16 protein-coding genes are annotated in these 17,332 nt (G+C 41.9%); 2 read left to right on the top strand and 14 right to left on the bottom strand.

Annotated elements, in window-relative coordinates:
• Positions 1-48 precede the first annotated feature (48 nt).
• From ONT08_RS13200 to lptB, 8 genes are all read right to left on the bottom strand, one after another.
• Entirely contained in the window at positions 49-1,503 is a 1,455-nt protein-coding gene (locus ONT08_RS13200) for a peptidylprolyl isomerase (RefSeq protein WP_006848341.1), read from the bottom strand.
• A 19-nt stretch (positions 1,504-1,522) separates the two neighbouring features.
• Positions 1,523-2,509, bottom strand: coding sequence for a peptidylprolyl isomerase (locus ONT08_RS13195; protein WP_254974341.1), 987 nt, complete (start codon positions 2,507-2,509; stop codon positions 1,523-1,525).
• Positions 2,510-2,523: 14 nt separating this feature from the next.
• Entirely contained in the window at positions 2,524-4,008 is a 1,485-nt protein-coding gene (gene guaB, locus ONT08_RS13190; RefSeq protein ID WP_118085748.1) for an IMP dehydrogenase, read from the bottom strand.
• Between the two features lie 103 nt (positions 4,009-4,111).
• Positions 4,112-6,292 (bottom strand): DNA helicase RecQ, encoded by a 2,181-nt coding sequence (recQ, locus tag ONT08_RS13185; protein WP_117728554.1) that lies wholly within the window; start codon positions 6,290-6,292, stop codon positions 4,112-4,114.
• A gap of 71 nt (positions 6,293-6,363) precedes the next feature.
• On the bottom strand, positions 6,364-7,593 hold the full coding sequence (gene clpX / locus ONT08_RS13180; protein WP_117587388.1) for an ATP-dependent Clp protease ATP-binding subunit ClpX: 1,230 nt from the start codon (positions 7,591-7,593) through the stop codon (positions 6,364-6,366).
• A gap of 65 nt (positions 7,594-7,658) precedes the next feature.
• Positions 7,659-8,321, bottom strand: coding sequence for an ATP-dependent Clp endopeptidase proteolytic subunit ClpP (clpP, locus tag ONT08_RS13175; protein WP_117587387.1), 663 nt, complete (start codon positions 8,319-8,321; stop codon positions 7,659-7,661).
• Positions 8,322-8,455: 134 nt separating this feature from the next.
• Entirely contained in the window at positions 8,456-9,814 is a 1,359-nt protein-coding gene (tig, locus tag ONT08_RS13170; RefSeq protein WP_117587386.1) for a trigger factor, read from the bottom strand.
• Positions 9,815-9,946: 132 nt separating this feature from the next.
• Positions 9,947-10,771, bottom strand: a complete 825-nt coding sequence (lptB, locus tag ONT08_RS13165) for an LPS export ABC transporter ATP-binding protein (RefSeq protein WP_117587385.1) — start codon at positions 10,769-10,771, stop codon at positions 9,947-9,949.
• Positions 10,772-10,904: 133 nt separating this feature from the next.
• Between lptB and ONT08_RS13160 the strand changes: the two genes are divergently transcribed.
• Positions 10,905-11,651 (top strand): MlaE family ABC transporter permease, encoded by a 747-nt coding sequence (locus ONT08_RS13160; protein ID WP_118085747.1) that lies wholly within the window; start codon positions 10,905-10,907, stop codon positions 11,649-11,651.
• Between the two features lie 3 nt (positions 11,652-11,654).
• Positions 11,655-12,428, top strand: coding sequence for an ABC transporter ATP-binding protein (locus tag ONT08_RS13155; protein ID WP_022121318.1), 774 nt, complete (start codon positions 11,655-11,657; stop codon positions 12,426-12,428).
• A 71-nt stretch (positions 12,429-12,499) separates the two neighbouring features.
• Here ONT08_RS13155 and ONT08_RS13150 read toward each other — a convergent pair whose 3' ends face one another.
• The 6 genes from ONT08_RS13150 to ONT08_RS13125 all read right to left on the bottom strand — a co-directional run bounded on the left by ONT08_RS13150 (position 12,500) and on the right by ONT08_RS13125 (position 17,245).
• On the bottom strand, positions 12,500-12,898 hold the full coding sequence (locus ONT08_RS13150) for a hypothetical protein (protein WP_117588046.1): 399 nt from the start codon (positions 12,896-12,898) through the stop codon (positions 12,500-12,502).
• Positions 12,899-12,937: 39 nt separating this feature from the next.
• Positions 12,938-14,251 carry a ribosome biogenesis GTPase Der gene (gene der / locus ONT08_RS13145; protein WP_117588047.1) on the bottom strand — a complete coding sequence of 438 codons (1,314 nt, stop codon included), beginning with the start codon at positions 14,249-14,251 and terminating at the stop codon, positions 12,938-12,940.
• 220 nt (positions 14,252-14,471) lie between these two features.
• Positions 14,472-15,353 carry a GTPase Era gene (gene era / locus ONT08_RS13140; RefSeq protein WP_006848354.1) on the bottom strand — a complete coding sequence of 294 codons (882 nt, stop codon included), beginning with the start codon at positions 15,351-15,353 and terminating at the stop codon, positions 14,472-14,474.
• Between the two features lie 146 nt (positions 15,354-15,499).
• Positions 15,500-16,513 (bottom strand): beta-ketoacyl-ACP synthase III, encoded by a 1,014-nt coding sequence (locus ONT08_RS13135; RefSeq protein ID WP_254974337.1) that lies wholly within the window; start codon positions 16,511-16,513, stop codon positions 15,500-15,502.
• A complete protein-coding gene (rpmF, locus tag ONT08_RS13130) occupies positions 16,513-16,698 on the bottom strand; it encodes a 50S ribosomal protein L32 (RefSeq protein WP_006848356.1) in 186 nt (61 codons plus the stop codon). The genes ONT08_RS13135 and rpmF overlap by 1 nt, the downstream gene beginning before the upstream one ends.
• A gap of 28 nt (positions 16,699-16,726) precedes the next feature.
• The gene (locus tag ONT08_RS13125) at positions 16,727-17,245 is read right to left on the bottom strand and encodes a YceD family protein (protein ID WP_118190142.1); all 519 of its coding nucleotides are present in this window, start codon (positions 17,243-17,245) and stop codon (positions 16,727-16,729) included.
• Positions 17,246-17,332: the final 87 nt, after the last annotated feature.

The raw sequence follows: 17,332 nt of genomic DNA, 5'->3' as shown, positions 1-17,332 counted from the left end.
CCGATATGATTCTATGCCCTCTGATATGATTATTTAATCTTTTATTTATCATTTAATCCAACCTTGATATTCAAACTTACAATCCTTATAGCGATCGTTCATACGAACATAAGTCTGCTTGATTTTATTGACTACCCAATCGTGCAAGGTCTGGGCACGCTCCTTAGCCAACACTACATCCTTCATCACCTGAAAATCTTCGGTAATAGTAGCTCTATGTCCGTCAACACGGCTTACCAGTTTTACCAAAGCACAAGTGGTTTTACCCTTGGAATTCACCATCGTGAAAGGTGCAGAAACCTCACCTACCTTCATTGTATCTACCGTACGGGCAACCTCGGTAGGCAGATCCTTCATCTGGAAGCGAGAAGTTCTTGACTGGTCAGGAGTAACATTGGCCATCAAACCCTTGTTGTTGCGGGTATCCTTATCATCAGACAATGCTTCAACAGCCTGCTCAAAGGTAAACTTAGCGGCACGGATATCATTACCGATAGAATCCAGACGGCCGATAGACTTATCAATAGCATCCTGAGAAACCTGAGGCTTAAGCAGGATATGGCGACACTTAATCTTATCACCACGCTTATCAATCAACTGGATGATATGATAACCAAACTCAGACTCAACAATCTTTGAGATTTTCTTAGGATCGGTAAGATTGAATGCTACATTTGCAAACGCAGGATCCAACATACCTCTACCGATATAATCCATCTCGCCACCCATACGGGCTGAACCCGGATCCTCAGAATAAAGACGAGCCAAAGTAGCAAAAGAAGTCTCACCCTTATTCACACGGTCAGTAAACTCACGCAACTGATTTTTCACACGGTTAATCTCCTCAAGAGGAATGCGTGGCTGCATGGTAAGAATCTCAACCTCTACCTCTGTAGGAACAAAAGGGATACTGTCGGCAGGTAAATCCTTAAAGTATTTACGTACCTGAGCTGGAGACACCTTGATATCCTTCACCAGTTCCTGCTTCATCTTCTGAATCAGCTGTTGGTTTTTGAAATCATCATGCATCTGCTGGCGCATCTGGGTGATACTTTGCTTGCGATACTCCTCCAGTTTTTCACGAGAACCAATCATGGAAACCCAACTGTTGATCTGTTCGTCGATACCATTCATGACTTCTGACTCAGATACTTCGATACTATCGATAGCTGCCTGATGGAGAAACAGTTTCTGAACGGCAATCTGCTCAGGAATAGAACAGTCTGGGTCACCAGTATATTTAATACCTTCAGCCTCAGCCTGCAAACGGGTTACCTCGACGTCTGACTTCAGGATAGCCTCATCGCCGACAACCCAAATTACCTCATCAACCACACTACCCTCATTGATTTTCTGAGAATCAGCAGCAGCTTGTTGCTTGATATTTGCAGAATCAGCCTCATGAGCCAAAGCACTACGGCTTGCTCTAGTTGCACTAGCACTTATTCCTACTATCATCAGCAGGGCTATAAATGCCATTGTCATTTTATATCCAGTATTCATGTATTGTTTCTATAATATATTAATGTATATTGAGAGTGGTCAACATGCTATGGAAAACCACCACTTTATATTTCTTCTTCAATTGTGCGACCCATTGTTTCTCTAACGAGTCTTGATAGTCAGCAAGTACCACATCCGGGTATTCACCATTCCGGGGCAGATTAACCTTCATCTTCTTCAGGCGCTTCATTTCCCATTTGTATTTTTTCTTATTCTTGGCATAGAAGGCAGCCAGACCTTTTTTATCAGCAGCAGCCTTATCCCAAATATTACGCTGGCAGATTTCATTCAGCAAAAGGTTTTCTACTTCCTCCTGCTGCCGGTAGGTTCCCCGCCAATTTTCTACCTTAGCATCAGCAACATATTTTTTCTGATTACCATCATCATGTTTATCCAGCAACTTGACGATGTGATAACCAAACTCAGACATAAACGGTCTACTAATCTCACCCTTTCGCAGAGAGAAAGCTACTTTTTCAAAAGCCTGCACAGTCTGACCTTTTGTAAACCATGCCAAAGTACCCCCATTGACCGCAGACCCTTTATCATCAGAACACTTTTTTGCCAGGTCTGCAAAATCTGCACCTTTGCAAAGAGCCTGATAAATAGAATCGATTCTTCTTTCCACCACCTCCTGTTCATGGTAAGATGCTTTCTGTCCCAATCTCAAGAGGATATGTGCAACATGAACACTGCCTTTATCGGGCATCAACTCGCATGACTCGACATCATCATATCGTTTCAACACACGCCTGATATTAGGCAAAGTATCGAGATGAGCATCCTTAGCAGCTTGCACTTTCAGCTTATAATTAACAAAGCCATCGGCAAACACCTTGACACTTTTAGAATCAACCGTATTTCCCAAATGATTTTTCTGATAAAAGTACTCAAATTCCGACTTCTTGACAGATTGACCATCAATAATCATAACAATTGGGTCGGTATGAGCAAAAGCAATGCTCCCCGAAAGGAGCATTGCCGCTATAAGTGCATAAAACTTCATATTTCCTAATTATATTATTCAGGACGGCTATAGTTAGGAGCCTCACTAGTGATAGTGATATCATGTGGATGACTCTCCAACACACCTGCATTTGTGATACGAGCGAACTTGGCATTGTGCAAGTTCTCGATGGTAGCAGCACCACAATATCCCATACCAGAACGCAAGCCACCAATCAGCTGGTAGATGACCTCCTGGACAGTTCCCTTATAAGGCACACGACCAGCGATACCCTCTGGAACCAATTTCTTGACATCCTTGGTATCACCCTGGAAGTAACGGTCCTTAGAACCATTCTTCTGTTCCATAGCCTCCAAAGAACCCATACCACGATAGCTCTTAAACTTACGGCCATTGAAGATAATGGTATCACCAGGACTCTCCTCGGTACCAGCAACCAAAGAACCGATCATGACGCAGCTACCACCGGCAGCCAAAGCCTTCACAACATCACCTGAGTAACGAAGACCGCCATCAGCTATCAAAGGCACACCAGTACCCTTAAGAGCTGAATATACATCATAAACAGCACTCAACTGTGGAACGCCAACACCGGCAACCACACGAGTAGTACAGATAGAACCAGGACCGATACCTACCTTAACGCCATCAGCACCATTCTCTACCAAATACTTGGCAGCCTCACCTGTAGCCACATTACCTACTACAACATCTACCTGTGGGAAGGCAGCCTTAACCTGCTTGAGTTTCTCAACTACACCCTTAGAGTGACCATGAGCAGTATCGATAACGATAGCATCAGCACCAGCCTCAACCAAAGCCTTGGCACGATCCAATGTATCTATGGTAACACCCACACCGGCAGCCACACGAAGACGGCCTTTGGCATCCTTGCAAGCCATAGGTTTATCCTTAGCCTTTGTGATATCCTTGTAAGTAATCAAACCTACCAGGTGATTCTCGTTGTCAACTACAGGGAGTTTCTCAATCTTATTCTCCTGCAAGATGGCAGCAGCTGCAACCAAGTCGGTCTGGATGTGAGTGGTAACCAAATTCTCGCTGGTCATTACCTCATCAATCTTCTTGTCCATGTGGCGCTCAAAACGAAGATCACGGTTGGTAACAATACCTACAAGATGATTTTCATCATCTACCACAGGAATACCACCGATATGATAATCGTGCATCATATCAAGAGCATCCTTCACTGTACTGCCACGACGGATGGTGACAGGGTCATAAATCATACCATTCTCAGCACGCTTCACAATAGCAACCTGACGAGCTTGCTCCTCAATGGTCATGTTCTTGTGAATTACACCGATACCACCTTCACGAGCGATAGCTATCGCCATTGAAGCCTCGGTAACGGTGTCCATCGCTGCTGTAACGAATGGAACGTTCAACTCGATGTTACGAGAGAACTTGGTTTTCAACTCTACCTGTTTTGGTAGTACCTCTGAATACGCAGGGATAAGAAGGACGTCGTCGTAAGTGAGACCGTCCATTACAATTTTATCTGCAACAAATGATGACATATTGTAACCTTTAAAAATTTATTGCGTGCAAATTTAGCAATAATTTCTCAGATAGAGTTCGCTTTTCACGAAAATCTTACCTTATTAATGCTATTTAACGTGATTAGTTGGCTTGTTCGGACAAAAACTTGATTCTGACGAGTCGAATTTCGTCTTCATTGTAGTCTTCACCCAATTCATCTTGAGCCGCATTCAAATCATCAGTATCGCTCTCCATGAAGTAATCGTAGATGTCATCTACATGGTCATCATCCACAACTTCCTCTATGAAATAATCGATATTCAGCTTGGTACCGCTGTAAACGATTGCCTCTATTTCGTCAAGCAATTCTGAGAAATCCAAACCTTTTGCTTCTGCCAAATCATCAAGATCTATCTGGCGGTCAATGCTCTGAATGATGCTTACCTTCAAGACTGATTTCTTGGCAACTGTCCTGACACGTAATTCCTCAGGACGCTCTATCAGATTCTCTTCACAATACTGATTGATCAATTTACAGAACTCCTTACCATACCTCTTTGCCTTACCGGCTCCAACTCCCTGTATGTTCTGCAATTCCTGCATATCTACAGGATACATCGTTGCCATCTGTTCCAGAGAAATATCCTGGAAAATAACATAAGGCGGCAATTTATGCTTCTTTGCTACTGTCTTACGCAAGTCTTTCAACATGGAGAAAAGTGTCTGATCCAAAGCACCTGTATTATGCTCGCTCAGAGGCGCTCCATCAAAATCATCAGAGAATTCCTTATCGGCAACGATCATGAATGATTCAGGATTCTTAATGAAACGCTTACCCGCAGCTGTCAACTTCAAAAGGCCATAGTTCTCTACATCTTTTTTGAGATAACCGGCTATCAACGCCTGACGGATAACAGGATTCCAAACTTTGGCATCCATATCTTCTCCTGCTCCAAACTCCTCCAGTTCATCATGCTTGTGAGAAACAATATCATCAGTAGCACGTCCCTTTACAAAATCGATGATATATTCCTGGCGGAAATTCTCCTTCACCGCAGCAACAGACTCCAAAACAACGAGCAGCGCATCCTTAGCCTCGAATTTTTCTGTAGGATGCAGGCAGTTGTCGCAGTTATGGCAGTTTTCTTCATGATATTCCTCACCAAAATAATGAAGCAACATTTTTCTGCGACAGACAGACGATTCTGCATAGGCAGCCGTTTCCTGCAACAACTGTCTGCCGATATCCTGTTCTGCTACAGGTTTGTTCTCCATAAACTTCTCCAGTTTTCTGAGGTCTTTACGGGCATAGAAGGCGATACATATACCCTCGCCTCCATCACGTCCGGCTCTACCCGTTTCCTGATAATAACCTTCCAAGCTCTTGGGTATATCATAATGAATAACAAAACGGACATCAGGTTTATCGATACCCATTCCGAAGGCGATAGTAGCAACAATGACATCAATACGCTCCATCAGAAAATCATCCTGGGTTTGAGAACGGGTAGCCGAATCAAGACCGGCATGATAAGGAGCCGCTTTGATTTCATTGGCTTTCAACACCTCTGCCAATTCCTCTACTTTCTTACGGGAGAGACAATAGATAATACCACTCTTTCCTTTGTGTTGACGAATAAACATGATGATCTGACGATCGATATCCTTGTTCTTCGGGCGCACCTCATAATACAAGTTAGGGCGGTTAAAAGAACTCTTGAATTCTTTGGCATCCATGATGCCTAAGTTTTTCTTGATATCAGTACGTACCTTATCTGTTGCAGTAGCTGTAAGCGCTATCACAGGTGCAACACCTATTTCGTTAATAATAGGGCGAATACGACGATACTCTGGTCTGAAATCGTGTCCCCACTCAGAGATACAGTGAGCCTCATCAATGGCATAGAACGAAATCTTTACAGTTTTAAGGAACTCAACATTATCTTCTTTCGTCAAAGATTCAGGTGCAACATACAGGAGTTTGGTCGTACCATTGAGAATATCATTCTTCACCTTCTCAATAGCCGACTTATTCAATGATGAATTGAGATAATGAGCCACGCCATCACTTTCACTCAAACCATTAATAACATCTACCTGGTTCTTCATCAAAGCAATCAGAGGAGAAATTACAATAGCAGTGCCCTCCATAATGAGCGAAGGCAACTGGTAACACAAACTCTTACCGCCACCTGTAGGCATCAATACAAAAGTATCATTGCCACTCATCAAATTTCTGATGATTGCCTCTTGATCACCCTTAAACGAATCGAAGCCGAAATAATGCTTCAACTGTCCTGTAAGATTAACCTGTTCTGTCATATCCACCTATTATTATATATGTCTATATATACGATTAAATAGCATTCAATTGGGCGAAAAGCCCAACTGATTTATGCTGTTTCCAACTGTCCGAGATGAGATTTATCCAACTGTTGCTTGGTATACTCCAGCGTAACAGTGAATGATTTAACCTTCTCTGATGGAATCTCAAACATAGCATCCATCATCACAGCTTCAACAATTGAACGAAGCCCGCGAGCACCCAATTTATACTCTACCGCCTTATCTACGATATAATCGAGTGCTTCCTCATCAAACTTCAACTTGATGCCATCCATCTCAAACAATTTCTGATACTGCTTGACAATTGAATTCTTAGGTTCAACCAAGATTTTGCGCAAAGCCTCCCTATCCAACGGATTGAGATAAGTAAGCACAGGCAAACGGCCGATAATTTCAGGTATCAAGCCAAAAGACTTCAAATCCTGTGGAAGGATATACTGCATCAAATCCTTCTTATCTATCTTAGCTACATTCTGAACCGAATTATAGCCTACTACGTGCGTATTCATACGCTGAGCTATTTTACGCTCAATACCGTCAAAAGCACCACCACAGATAAACAGGATATTCTTGGTATCTACATGGATATAATCCTGATCAGGATGCTTGCGTCCGCCCTTAGGCGGAACATTAACCATGGTACCTTCCAAGAGTTTCAACAATCCCTGCTGTACACCTTCGCCACTCACATCACGCGTGATAGAAGGATTATCGCTCTTGCGGGCTATCTTATCAATCTCATCAATGAACACAATTCCCCTTTCTGCTGCAGCCACATCATAATCAGCAACCTGCAACAGACGCGACAAGATGCTTTCAACGTCTTCACCCACATAACCTGCTTCAGTAAATACAGTGGCATCAACAATGGTGAAAGGAACATCCAACATCTTAGCTATTGTACGCGCCAACAAGGTTTTACCTGTACCGGTACTACCAACCATGATGATATTACTCTTTTCGATTTCTACACCATCTTCATCCTTTGGCTGCTGCAAACGCTTGTAGTGGTTATATACAGCGACAGCCAAATTGCGCTTAGCCTGATCCTGACCGATGATATATTCATCCAGGTATTTTTTGATCTCTACAGGCTTTGGCACCTCTTTGAGAACAAACTTACCCTCTCCAGCTTTAGGAGCTAAGACTCCTGTAGACTGTATAATATCATAAGCCTGCTTAGCACAATCTTCGCAAATGAAGCCATTGATACCCGTGATGAGTAATCTGACTTCTTTTTCTGATCTTCCACAGAAGCTACATACTTTCTTTGGCATATTATAATTATTATCTCTTCTTGCGCACCTTATTATATATACGCATATTTACTTAAAACAATTCGTTATTTACGAATCAACACATTATCTATCATTCCATATTCCTTGGCTTCTTCAGCTGTCATCCAATAGTTACGGTCGCTATCAGTATAAACCTTATCATAAGGAGTATGAGAATGGTCTGAAATGATAGTATACAATTCCTTTTTCATCTTCAAGATTTCGCGAGCCTCAATCTCAATATCAGAAGCCTGACCCTGAACGCCACCTAATGGCTGGTGAATCATGACACGGCTATGTGGCAAAGCAGAGCGTTTACCCTCCTGGCCAGAAACGAGCAGCACGGCAGCCATAGAAGCAGCCATACCTGTACAGATAGTAGCTACATCGCTAGAGATAAACTGCATGGTATCATAAATACCCAAACCAGCAGTAACGCTACCACCAGGGCTGTTTAAATAGATAGAAATATCCTTACCACTATCTACAGAATCAAGATACAGCAATTGCGCCTGCAATGTATTTGCTGTGTAGTCATCAATCTGTGTACCCAGGAAGATGATACGATCCATCATCAAGCGAGAGAATACATCCATCTGAGTAACGTTCAACTGACGCTCCTCCAAGATGTAAGGGTTCATATACTGAGCCTGTGCCTTAATTACATCATCAAGCACCATACCATTCATACCAAGATGCTTGGTTGCATATTTTCTAAAATCATTCATATCTATATAGTATTTTACGTCTTAAACCATACGAAAAAAGAGGTTATCGACCCTTATTTCTCGTTCGGTGGAACAAAGATAATAAAAAAAGTCGATAACCTCGTATTTATTTGAAGTTTTTTTTCAAAAAAATGTTATTCCTGCATCATCTTGTTGAAATCTTCTACAGAAATCTCCTTTTCGTTAAGCTTTACTGCTGTTTTCAGAGATGCAGCCAACTTACGATCGATAGAGCGATCTACAAGTGCATCTGTAGCGTCACCCTTCTTGAGGATTTCCTTAGCATAGTTCTCAATGTACTCCTCAGGAATGTTGTTCATACCATACTGAGCGAACTGAGCACGAGCTGCCTCCTTAGCTGTCTCCATCAGGTCATTGTCATCAACCTTGATATTCTGAGCCTTGATAAGCTGCTCCTTGATAAGATGCCATGTCAACTCCTTGATGCTCTCAGCATAGTTTTTCTCTACGAACTCCTCGCCCTTATCCTTGTTGTTAGCCAACATGATACGCTTCAAGAGTGCATCTGGGAACTGCAATTCACCAACCTTCTTCTCGCAGTGCTCGCGAACATCGAGGATGAACTTATAATCTGAGTCGTTAACGAGCTGTGCCTGCAAGCCCTCTGCAATCTTAGCACGGAAAGCAGCCTCGTCCTTCACGTCAGTATCCTCACCGAGAACCTGCTTAAAGAGCTCTTCGTTGATTTCATGCTTCTTGAAACGCTGGATTTCTGTAATCTGGAAGCTGAACTCTGACTCCAAGTCCTTAACAGCTTCACGCTCAATCTTCAGGAGTGAAGAAACCTCAGTATCGTTCTCTGGATAAGCCTTCTTAGGGTTGAATGTAATTACATCACCGAGCTTAGCATCGTTGAAGAGATTCTTCTGCTCGTCAACCTTGATGTAGCTAGGCATCAGGATAGCACCCTCTACAGTGATACCACCTTCCTTGGTATTGCCATTTTCATCAAGCTCACGCAAGTCACCCTTCAAAAGGTCATTCTCCTCGTACTTCTCACCCTTCTCATAGCTACCTGCACGCTGAGCGTACATATCAATCTGCTGATCGAGAATCTTATCATCAACTGTGATGTTATAATAATCAACCTTGTCGCGACCATTGAGAGTTACCTTGAACTCTGGAGCAACAGCGATATCAAACATAAATGTGAAAGAAGTACCATTCTCCAAGTCAGCTGGCTCCTGCTTCTCTGATGGGAGAGGCTCACCGAGCATCTGGATATTGTTGTCCTGTACATACTTGTAAATCTGCTGACCAACGAGCTTGTTGATAGCTTCCATTTTTACAGATGGACCGAACTGACGCTTAATCATACCCATAGGAGCCTGACCAGGACGGAAACCTGGAACATTAGCCTTCTTACGATAATCTTTCAATGTCTTCTCGACATCATTCTTGTAATCTTCCTCTTCGACAACGAGGGTCAAAAGACCATTAATCTTGTCAGGATTTTCAAATGAAATTTTCATCTTGATATTTGTTATTTTATTATTGTTAATATTTTCTTTAATTCTACAGTTTTCGTGTATAACCGCAATTGGCTTGCAAAATTACACATTTTTAATGGATATACCTAATATATAAGAGAAAAAAATGATTTTTTAACCATCAGACGCTGCTTCTTTGGCTCTTTTTTGCTCATCTATGAGCTGAAAGTCCTTCTTTCTGAGCACAAAACTATTACTCAGATACTTTTCGCGCACAATCTTATTCTCTGCCAATTCCTCAGGTTTGCCCTGGAAAAGAATCTTTCCTTCGAACAGCAGATAGGCTCTGTCTGTAATGGTCAGAGTCTCCTGTACATTATGGTCGGTAATCAAAATACCGATATTGCGATACTTCAACTGCCATACAATATGCTGAATATCTTCTACCGCAATAGGGTCAACACCAGCAAATGGCTCATCGAGCATGATAAACTTTGGGTCAATAGCCAGGCAACGGGCAATCTCTGTACGGCGGCGCTCACCTCCGGAAAGCTGGTCACCCTTATTCTTACGAACCTTATTGAGACGAAACTCGCTAATAAGACTCTCTAACTTCTGCAACTGATAACTACGTGGTTTTCCTGTCATTTCCAAGACTGAAAGTATATTGTCCTCAACACTCATCTTGCGGAAAACACTGGCCTCCTGAGGCAGGTATCCGATTCCCGCACGGGCACGTTTGTATACAGGAAAATTAGTAATTTCCTGATCTCCCAGAAAGACATGTCCCTCATTAGGCACAACAAGTCCAGTTGTCATATAGAAAGAAGTTGTCTTACCAGCACCATTAGGTCCAAGTAATCCCACAATTTCTCCTTGCTTCACATTGATAGAAACTCCATTGGCAACCGTTCGTTTACCATAGCGCTTCACCAATCCCTCTGTTCGCAAAACCAGAGAATTCTGATTTTGCTGTTCGTTATTGTTAATTTCGTCCATAATTAGCTAATTTGGCTGCAAAAATACTAAAAATAAAGGAAATATCGCTTATAAAATCAAAAACTATTCATAATATTGCAGTTTTTTAGAGGATTTTGGTTAATTTTGCAGCAAAATTCAGTTTTATAATAGCATGTTAATAGAAAAATGGCTTACCACCTTCGGTAAATATCTCATATTGATGGGACGTTCTTTTTCCCGTCCTGAGCGCATGCGCATGTTCTTGAAACAATACATCAAGGAGATGTCGCAATTGGGTATTGACTCTATTGGTATCGTTTTACTGATATCCTTCTTCATTGGAGCAGTTATCTGCATCCAGATGAAATTGAACATTCAGAGTCCATGGATGCCACGATGGGTTTCAGGTTACACCACTCGAGAAATCATGCTTCTGGAGTTCTCATCAAGTATCATGTGTCTGATTCTCGCAGGTAAAGTGGGTTCTAATATCGCTTCGGAGTTGGGAACTATGCGTGTCACCCAACAGATTGATGCCCTTGATATCATGGGAGTAAATTCAGCATGTTACCTCATTCTGCCTAAAATCATCGGCTTGGTCACCATCATGCCATTCCTGGTTATCTTCAGTTCTGGCATGGGTATCATCGGCGCCTACGGAACAGCGTATATTGGGCATATCCTACCACCAGATGATCTGACACTCGGCTTGCAACATTCATTTAACCAATGGTTTGTATGGATGAGCATCATCAAGAGTCTTTTCTTTGCATTCATCATTTCCAGCGTATCTTCTTATTTCGGTTATACCGTAGAAGGTGGATCTGTTGAGGTTGGAAAATCATCAACCGATGCTGTTGTCTGTTCTAGTGTTTTGATTCTGTTTTCAGATGTTTTCCTCACTCAAATTCTCTCGTAAACTATGATAGAAGTTAGAAATCTCACCAAGTCGTTTGGCGACAAGGTTGTATTAGACAATATAAACGTCACCTTTGAAACAGGAAAGACTAATTTGATAATCGGACAGAGCGGTTCCGGAAAGACCGTACTCATGAAGAATCTCGTAGGATTACTTCAGCCTACAAGTGGCGAAGTTCTCTACGATGACCGTGACTTCACCCGGATGTCGAAAAAAGAAAAAGTTCTGATGCGCCGCGAGATGGGAATGATTTTCCAAAGCGCAGCCCTGTTCGACTCTTTGAATGTACTTGAGAATGTCATGTTTCCACTTGATATGTTCTCTACCATGAATTACAGGGAGCGCGTAAAACGGGCTCAGGAATGTCTTGACCGCGTCAATCTGATAGAGGCTCAGCAGAAATATCCTGGAGAAATCTCGGGTGGTATGCAGAAACGAGTAGCTATTGCACGTGCCATCGTAATGAATCCGAAATACTTGTTCTGCGATGAGCCAAACTCAGGTTTGGATCCAAAGACCTCACTTGTGATAGATGAACTGCTTTCAGGCATCACCAAAGACTATAATATGACTACCATCATCAATACCCACGACATGAATTCGGTGATGGGCATTGGTGAAAACATCTGCTTTATCTACCAGGGTCATAAAGAATGGCAAGGCAACAAAGATGAAGTGATGACCTCAACAAACGAGAAACTCAACGATTTAGTCTTTGCTTCCGATCTATTCCGCAAAGTAAAGGAGGTGGAGCTGGAAGAAGCTAAAAACAAATAAAACAGTATCGTTCAAAAAAAAAGCCATCAGACCAAAAACTGGCTGATGGCTTTTTTATTACAAATTAAATACTATCTCATTTTCCAGGCATCCTTTACCTCTACCATAGGTACCACAATCTGTTCTTTAGTACTGTCACCATACACCACTTGCAAAAAAACATCAGCAACATGATGCGCTGTATCAGCTTTTGCATTCAGAACATTCACCTTAACCATACCTTTATGTTCATCTTGCTGCTGCTCAACAAACATTTTGGCATTCATCAGCAATTGATCCTGATAGCCATTTGGCAACCGATAAGGTTGATTGTAGCCGTCTACAAACTCCTTATACTTGCCCTCTAAAAGCAAATCATAATATCCCTTGGCAGCAATACCTGCAAGATAGCCAGGATCAGGTTTCTCCTCCCTACAGGAAGAAAATACCAATCCCACCATGAATATCATAAAAATCAAAAGTTTCTTCATTTTTATACACTTTGATTCTGCATTCTTCGCTTCATTTATTTACTTCTGACGAATGAAGACGTTGATAGGACAGCCATGTAATGACCAGTTCTCACGAATCTTATTCTCCAGGAAACGGCGATAGTTCTCCTTGACATACTGAGGCAAGTTTGCATAGAACACAAACGAAGGAATCGTTGTATTAGGCAACTGGGTGCAATACTTAATTTTGATATACTTACCCTTTATGCTCTGTGGAGGATATGCCTCGATAATAGGCAACATCACCTCATTCAACTTAGAAGTTCCAATATGAGCCTTACGGTTCTGGTAAACTTCCTTGGCAGTTTCCAATACTCGGAAAATACGCTGCTTAGTCAAGGCTGAAGCAAAGATGATAGGAAAGTCTACGAATGGAGCCATACGCTTGCGGATAGCATTTTCAAAAGTATCAATTACCTTCTGATTCTTCTCCTCAACCAAATCCCATTTGTTTACGACAACCACCAGACTCTTGTTGTTCTTCTGAATCAACTGGAAGATGTTCATATCCTGGGTCTCGATACCACGGGTAGCATCAAGCATCAGGATGCAGACATCACTATTCTCGATGGCACGGATAGAACGCATCACAGAATAGAATTCCAAGTCTTCGCTTACCTTGTTTTTACGACGGATACCAGCTGTATCAACCAGGTAAAAATCGAAACCAAACTTATCGTATCTGGTATAGATACTATCACGTGTAGTACCAGCAATTTCTGTCACGATATTACGATTCTCACCGATAAAAGCATTGATAATGCTACTCTTACCAGCATTCGGACGACCTACTACCGCAAAACGAGGAATATCTTCTTCGATTGCCTCCTCAGGATTATCCTGAAGTTTGTCCAGAATCATATCAAGCAAATCACCAGTGCCACCACCTGTAGCAGCACTGATACACTGAGGATCCCCCAAGCCTAACTTGTAGAACTCAGCAGCCTGATAATACTCTGCGCTGTTATCAACCTTGTTAGCAACAAGGATAACAGGCAATTTGGCACGACGCAAAATTAGCGCCACATCTTCATCCCAATCAGTAAGGCCAGTGTTAACGTCTACCAGGAAGAGAACCAGGTCAGCCTCTTCTGTAGCAACAAGTACCTGCTTGCGGATAGCATCTTCAAAAATATCATCAGATTTTACAACCCAACCACCGGTATCAACAACCGAAAATTCTCTACCATTCCAACTGCACTTACCATACTGACGGTCACGAGTAGTACCGGCAGTATCACTAACGATAGCGCGACGTGATTGAGTCAAACGATTAAATAAAGTAGACTTACCCACATTAGGGCGTCCTACAATAGCTACTAAATTTGCCATAAACAGTCATTATCCTCCTTCCTTTTAGGAGGTATTCAAGGATGTGGTCCCTGCATCCAAGTTAATAATTTGCCGAAGCTGACCTTGCTCCAGCCCTCGCTCTTTTGGCGAGAGTCACTCCCTCGATTACATTCAGGGAGGAGTTATTTTAGTTGATAGTTTACAGTTGATAGTTTATAGTTATTAAGGCGTCTTTAAACTATTAACTCTTAACTATCAATTATTCCGGATTATATCCAAAGGCATCAAGTTCTCTCTGAGAGCTGCGCCAATCCTTATCAACTTTTACGAAAGTCTCCAAGAAGATTTTCTTGTCGAAGAACTTTTCCAAAGCCTTACGACTCTCGGTATTCACCTTTTTCAATGCGATACCCTGGTGCCCGATGATGATACCCTTTTGGGAATCACGTTCAACATAAATCACTGCATTAATGTGGATACGTTTTTCATCTTCCTTAAATCGCTCCACTCTTACCTCTACAGAATAAGGTATCTCCTTATCATAATAGAGCAAAATCTTTTCTCGGATAATCTCTGAAACGAAGAAACGGGCAGGCTTGTCTGTCAGCTGATCCTTATCAAAGAAAGCAGGAGATTCCGGCAAGAGTTCCTTAATGCGCTTCAAGAGCATATCCGTTCCGAATTTATTCTTCGCTGAGATAGGAAGAATCTCTGCATTAGGCAACAAAGAGTGCCATTTTTCAACAATATCACCCAACTTCTTCGGATCACTCTGATCAATCTTGTTGATAAGCAAGAGTACAGGAATCTGCATTTTCTTAACCTTTTCCAAGAATTCCATGTTCTTTTCAGGATTTTCTATCACATCAGTCACATAAAGCAGCACATCAGCATCCGCCAATGCACTCTCAGAGAAGGCAAGCATCATCTCCTGCATCTTGTAATTTGGCTTCAAAACACCAGGAGTATCAGAAAATACAATCTGCATATCATCAGTATTCACAATACCCATGATACGATGACGGGTTGTCTGAGCCTTAAAAGTTGCAATACTAATACGTTCACCCACCAATTGATTCATCAAGGTACTTTTTCCCACATTAGGGTTACCTACTATATTAACGAAACCAGCTTTATGCATAAAAAATTGAATTTAGCAAAATTTTACTATCAAGAAGTTAAGCTCTATTGTTTTTAAGCTAAAGAAACGCATCCTTACTTATTTATAGAGAAATAAGAAAGATGCGTTTCCTTATATAGATTATTATTCTATCCTATTTTTATAGATTACTTTCCGTAAGCAGCGCCATCATACGCCCACTTATAGAAAGAAGCGCCATGTACAAATCCTGCACCAAATGCTGTGAAGATGACGTTATCGCCCTTCTTCAATTGACTTTCAGCATCCCAGAGTGCCAATGGAATTGTTGCTGCACTAGTATTTCCATAATGATCGATGTTTACAACCACCTTATCAAATGGAATTCCAGCACGCTTGGTTACTGCCTCGATAATACGGAGATTAGCCTCGTGAGGAATTACCCAGTTCACATCATCAGCCTTCAGATTGTTCATTTCCATGATCTTCATCACGTCGTTGCTCATATCTGTTACTGCGTAACGGAATACAGTACGACCTTCCTGATAAAGATAGTGCAGGCGATGATCAACTGTAAAATGTGATGGAGGGCAAACAGAACCACCAGCCTTCATGTGAAGGAAAGGCAAACCTTGTCCATCTGTACGAAGGTATGAGTTCTGAACACCAACGTTCTCCTCTTCAGTTGCCTCCACCAAAACCGCACCTGCTCCATCTCCGAAGAGAACACAAGTAGCACGGTCTGTGTAATCTACCAATGAAGACATCTTGTCAGCACCAATCACAATAATCTTCTTGTATCTACCACTCTGAATCATGCTTGCAGCAACATCAAGGGTATACAAGAATCCACAGCAAGCTGCAGAGAAGTCAAATGCGAAAGCATTCTTCAAGCCCAGCTTACCGAGGACGATAGATGCTGTAGAAGGGAACTTGTAGTCAGGTGTCGTGGTTGTTACAATCAGTGCATCGATTGTATCTGGATCAACGCCAGTCTTCTGAATCAACTGCTTGGCAGCTTTACGCGCCAGATAGCTGGTTCCGAGGCCTTCCTCTGTAAGGATGCGGCGCTCTTTGATACCCACACGGGTGGTAATCCACTCATCTGTAGTATCTACCATGCGAGACAATTCCTCGTTGTTGAGGATATAGTCTGGCACGTAGCCGCCGACACCTGTAATTACAGCATTAATTTTACCCATTATTCAGCTGCTTCCTTAACGATTGCAACCTTACCACGATAGTAACCGCAAGTAGGGCAAACAGTGTGGTATACATAGTATGCACCACAGTTAGGGCAAACTGCCAATGTAGGAGCTACTGCCTTATCATGAGTTCTTCTCTTAAGTGTACGTGTCTTTGACTGTCTTCTTTTAGGATGTGCCATAATTTTTAAATGTTTAAAATTTTAATTTTTATTTTTTCAATTTCAATAGAGCTTCCCAGCGTGGATCTACAGTTTCCTCTTCTTCCTCACCGCTTCGGGCGGCAGAATGCTCATTGAGCTTTTCAATCATAGCAGGGTTGCATTTTCCAGGTGCATGCACATGCTTGATGGGAATATTGAGATCTATAAATTCATAGATAAACCAGGCGACATCGAGTATTCCTTCGTTCTCGGCCACAGTCACCAGATCATCATCCTCTGAGTACTCTTCTCCGAATTTTACGACTAGCCTGTCATTAGTCTCAATGGTTTGATCCATATCGTCCAGACAGATGTCGCATGGTATGTGAACCACTCCCTCAGTATGGAAATTGAGTTCGAAGAAGTCATCCGTCCTATTGATAGACAGACTACTTGACAACTCGCCTCTCTGAACATCAGGAGCATCGATTGCCTCAAAATATTCATTGGTAAGCTTAAATTCCTTTTCGGTTATACCTTGAGGTAAAGCTTTCAAATCAATCTTAAAAGAATCTATGTTACACATATTCAATATATACTATATTGTTTCGGGCTGCAAAGTTACAAATAATTTTTGAGATAAAATAATTTTTTATGTAAAAATCACTAAAAT

It is taken from the genome of Segatella copri (assembly GCF_026015465.1).
Lineage (GTDB): Bacteria > Bacteroidota > Bacteroidia > Bacteroidales > Bacteroidaceae > Prevotella > Prevotella copri_E.
The sequence above is the reverse complement of the archived record's forward strand: the minus strand, read 5'-3'. Positions and strand labels throughout refer to the sequence as shown.

Excerpts from the sequence above, each read along its gene's own strand:
- tig (WP_117587386.1), bottom strand. The coding sequence starts at position 9,814 with ATGAAAATTTCATTTGAAAATCCTGACAAGATTAATGGTCTTTTGACC.
- lptB (WP_117587385.1), bottom strand. The coding sequence starts at position 10,771 with ATGGACGAAATTAACAATAACGAACAGCAAAATCAGAATTCTCTGGTT.
- guaB (WP_118085748.1), bottom strand. The coding sequence starts at position 4,008 with ATGTCATCATTTGTTGCAGATAAAATTGTAATGGACGGTCTCACTTAC.
- ONT08_RS13155 (WP_022121318.1), top strand. The coding sequence starts at position 11,655 with ATGATAGAAGTTAGAAATCTCACCAAGTCGTTTGGCGACAAGGTTGTA.
- ONT08_RS13200 (WP_006848341.1), bottom strand. The coding sequence starts at position 1,503 with ATGAATACTGGATATAAAATGACAATGGCATTTATAGCCCTGCTGATG.
- era (WP_006848354.1), bottom strand. The coding sequence starts at position 15,353 with ATGCATAAAGCTGGTTTCGTTAATATAGTAGGTAACCCTAATGTGGGA.
- der (WP_117588047.1), bottom strand. The coding sequence starts at position 14,251 with ATGGCAAATTTAGTAGCTATTGTAGGACGCCCTAATGTGGGTAAGTCT.
- ONT08_RS13195 (WP_254974341.1), bottom strand. The coding sequence starts at position 2,509 with ATGAAGTTTTATGCACTTATAGCGGCAATGCTCCTTTCGGGGAGCATT.
- recQ (WP_117728554.1), bottom strand. The coding sequence starts at position 6,292 with ATGACAGAACAGGTTAATCTTACAGGACAGTTGAAGCATTATTTCGGC.
- clpP (WP_117587387.1), bottom strand. The coding sequence starts at position 8,321 with ATGAATGATTTTAGAAAATATGCAACCAAGCATCTTGGTATGAATGGT.
- ONT08_RS13150 (WP_117588046.1), bottom strand. The coding sequence starts at position 12,898 with ATGAAGAAACTTTTGATTTTTATGATATTCATGGTGGGATTGGTATTT.
- ONT08_RS13160 (WP_118085747.1), top strand. The coding sequence starts at position 10,905 with ATGTTAATAGAAAAATGGCTTACCACCTTCGGTAAATATCTCATATTG.
- clpX (WP_117587388.1), bottom strand. The coding sequence starts at position 7,593 with ATGCCAAAGAAAGTATGTAGCTTCTGTGGAAGATCAGAAAAAGAAGTC.
- ONT08_RS13125 (WP_118190142.1), bottom strand. The coding sequence starts at position 17,245 with ATGTGTAACATAGATTCTTTTAAGATTGATTTGAAAGCTTTACCTCAA.
- ONT08_RS13135 (WP_254974337.1), bottom strand. The coding sequence starts at position 16,513 with ATGGGTAAAATTAATGCTGTAATTACAGGTGTCGGCGGCTACGTGCCA.
- rpmF (WP_006848356.1), bottom strand. The coding sequence starts at position 16,698 with ATGGCACATCCTAAAAGAAGACAGTCAAAGACACGTACACTTAAGAGA.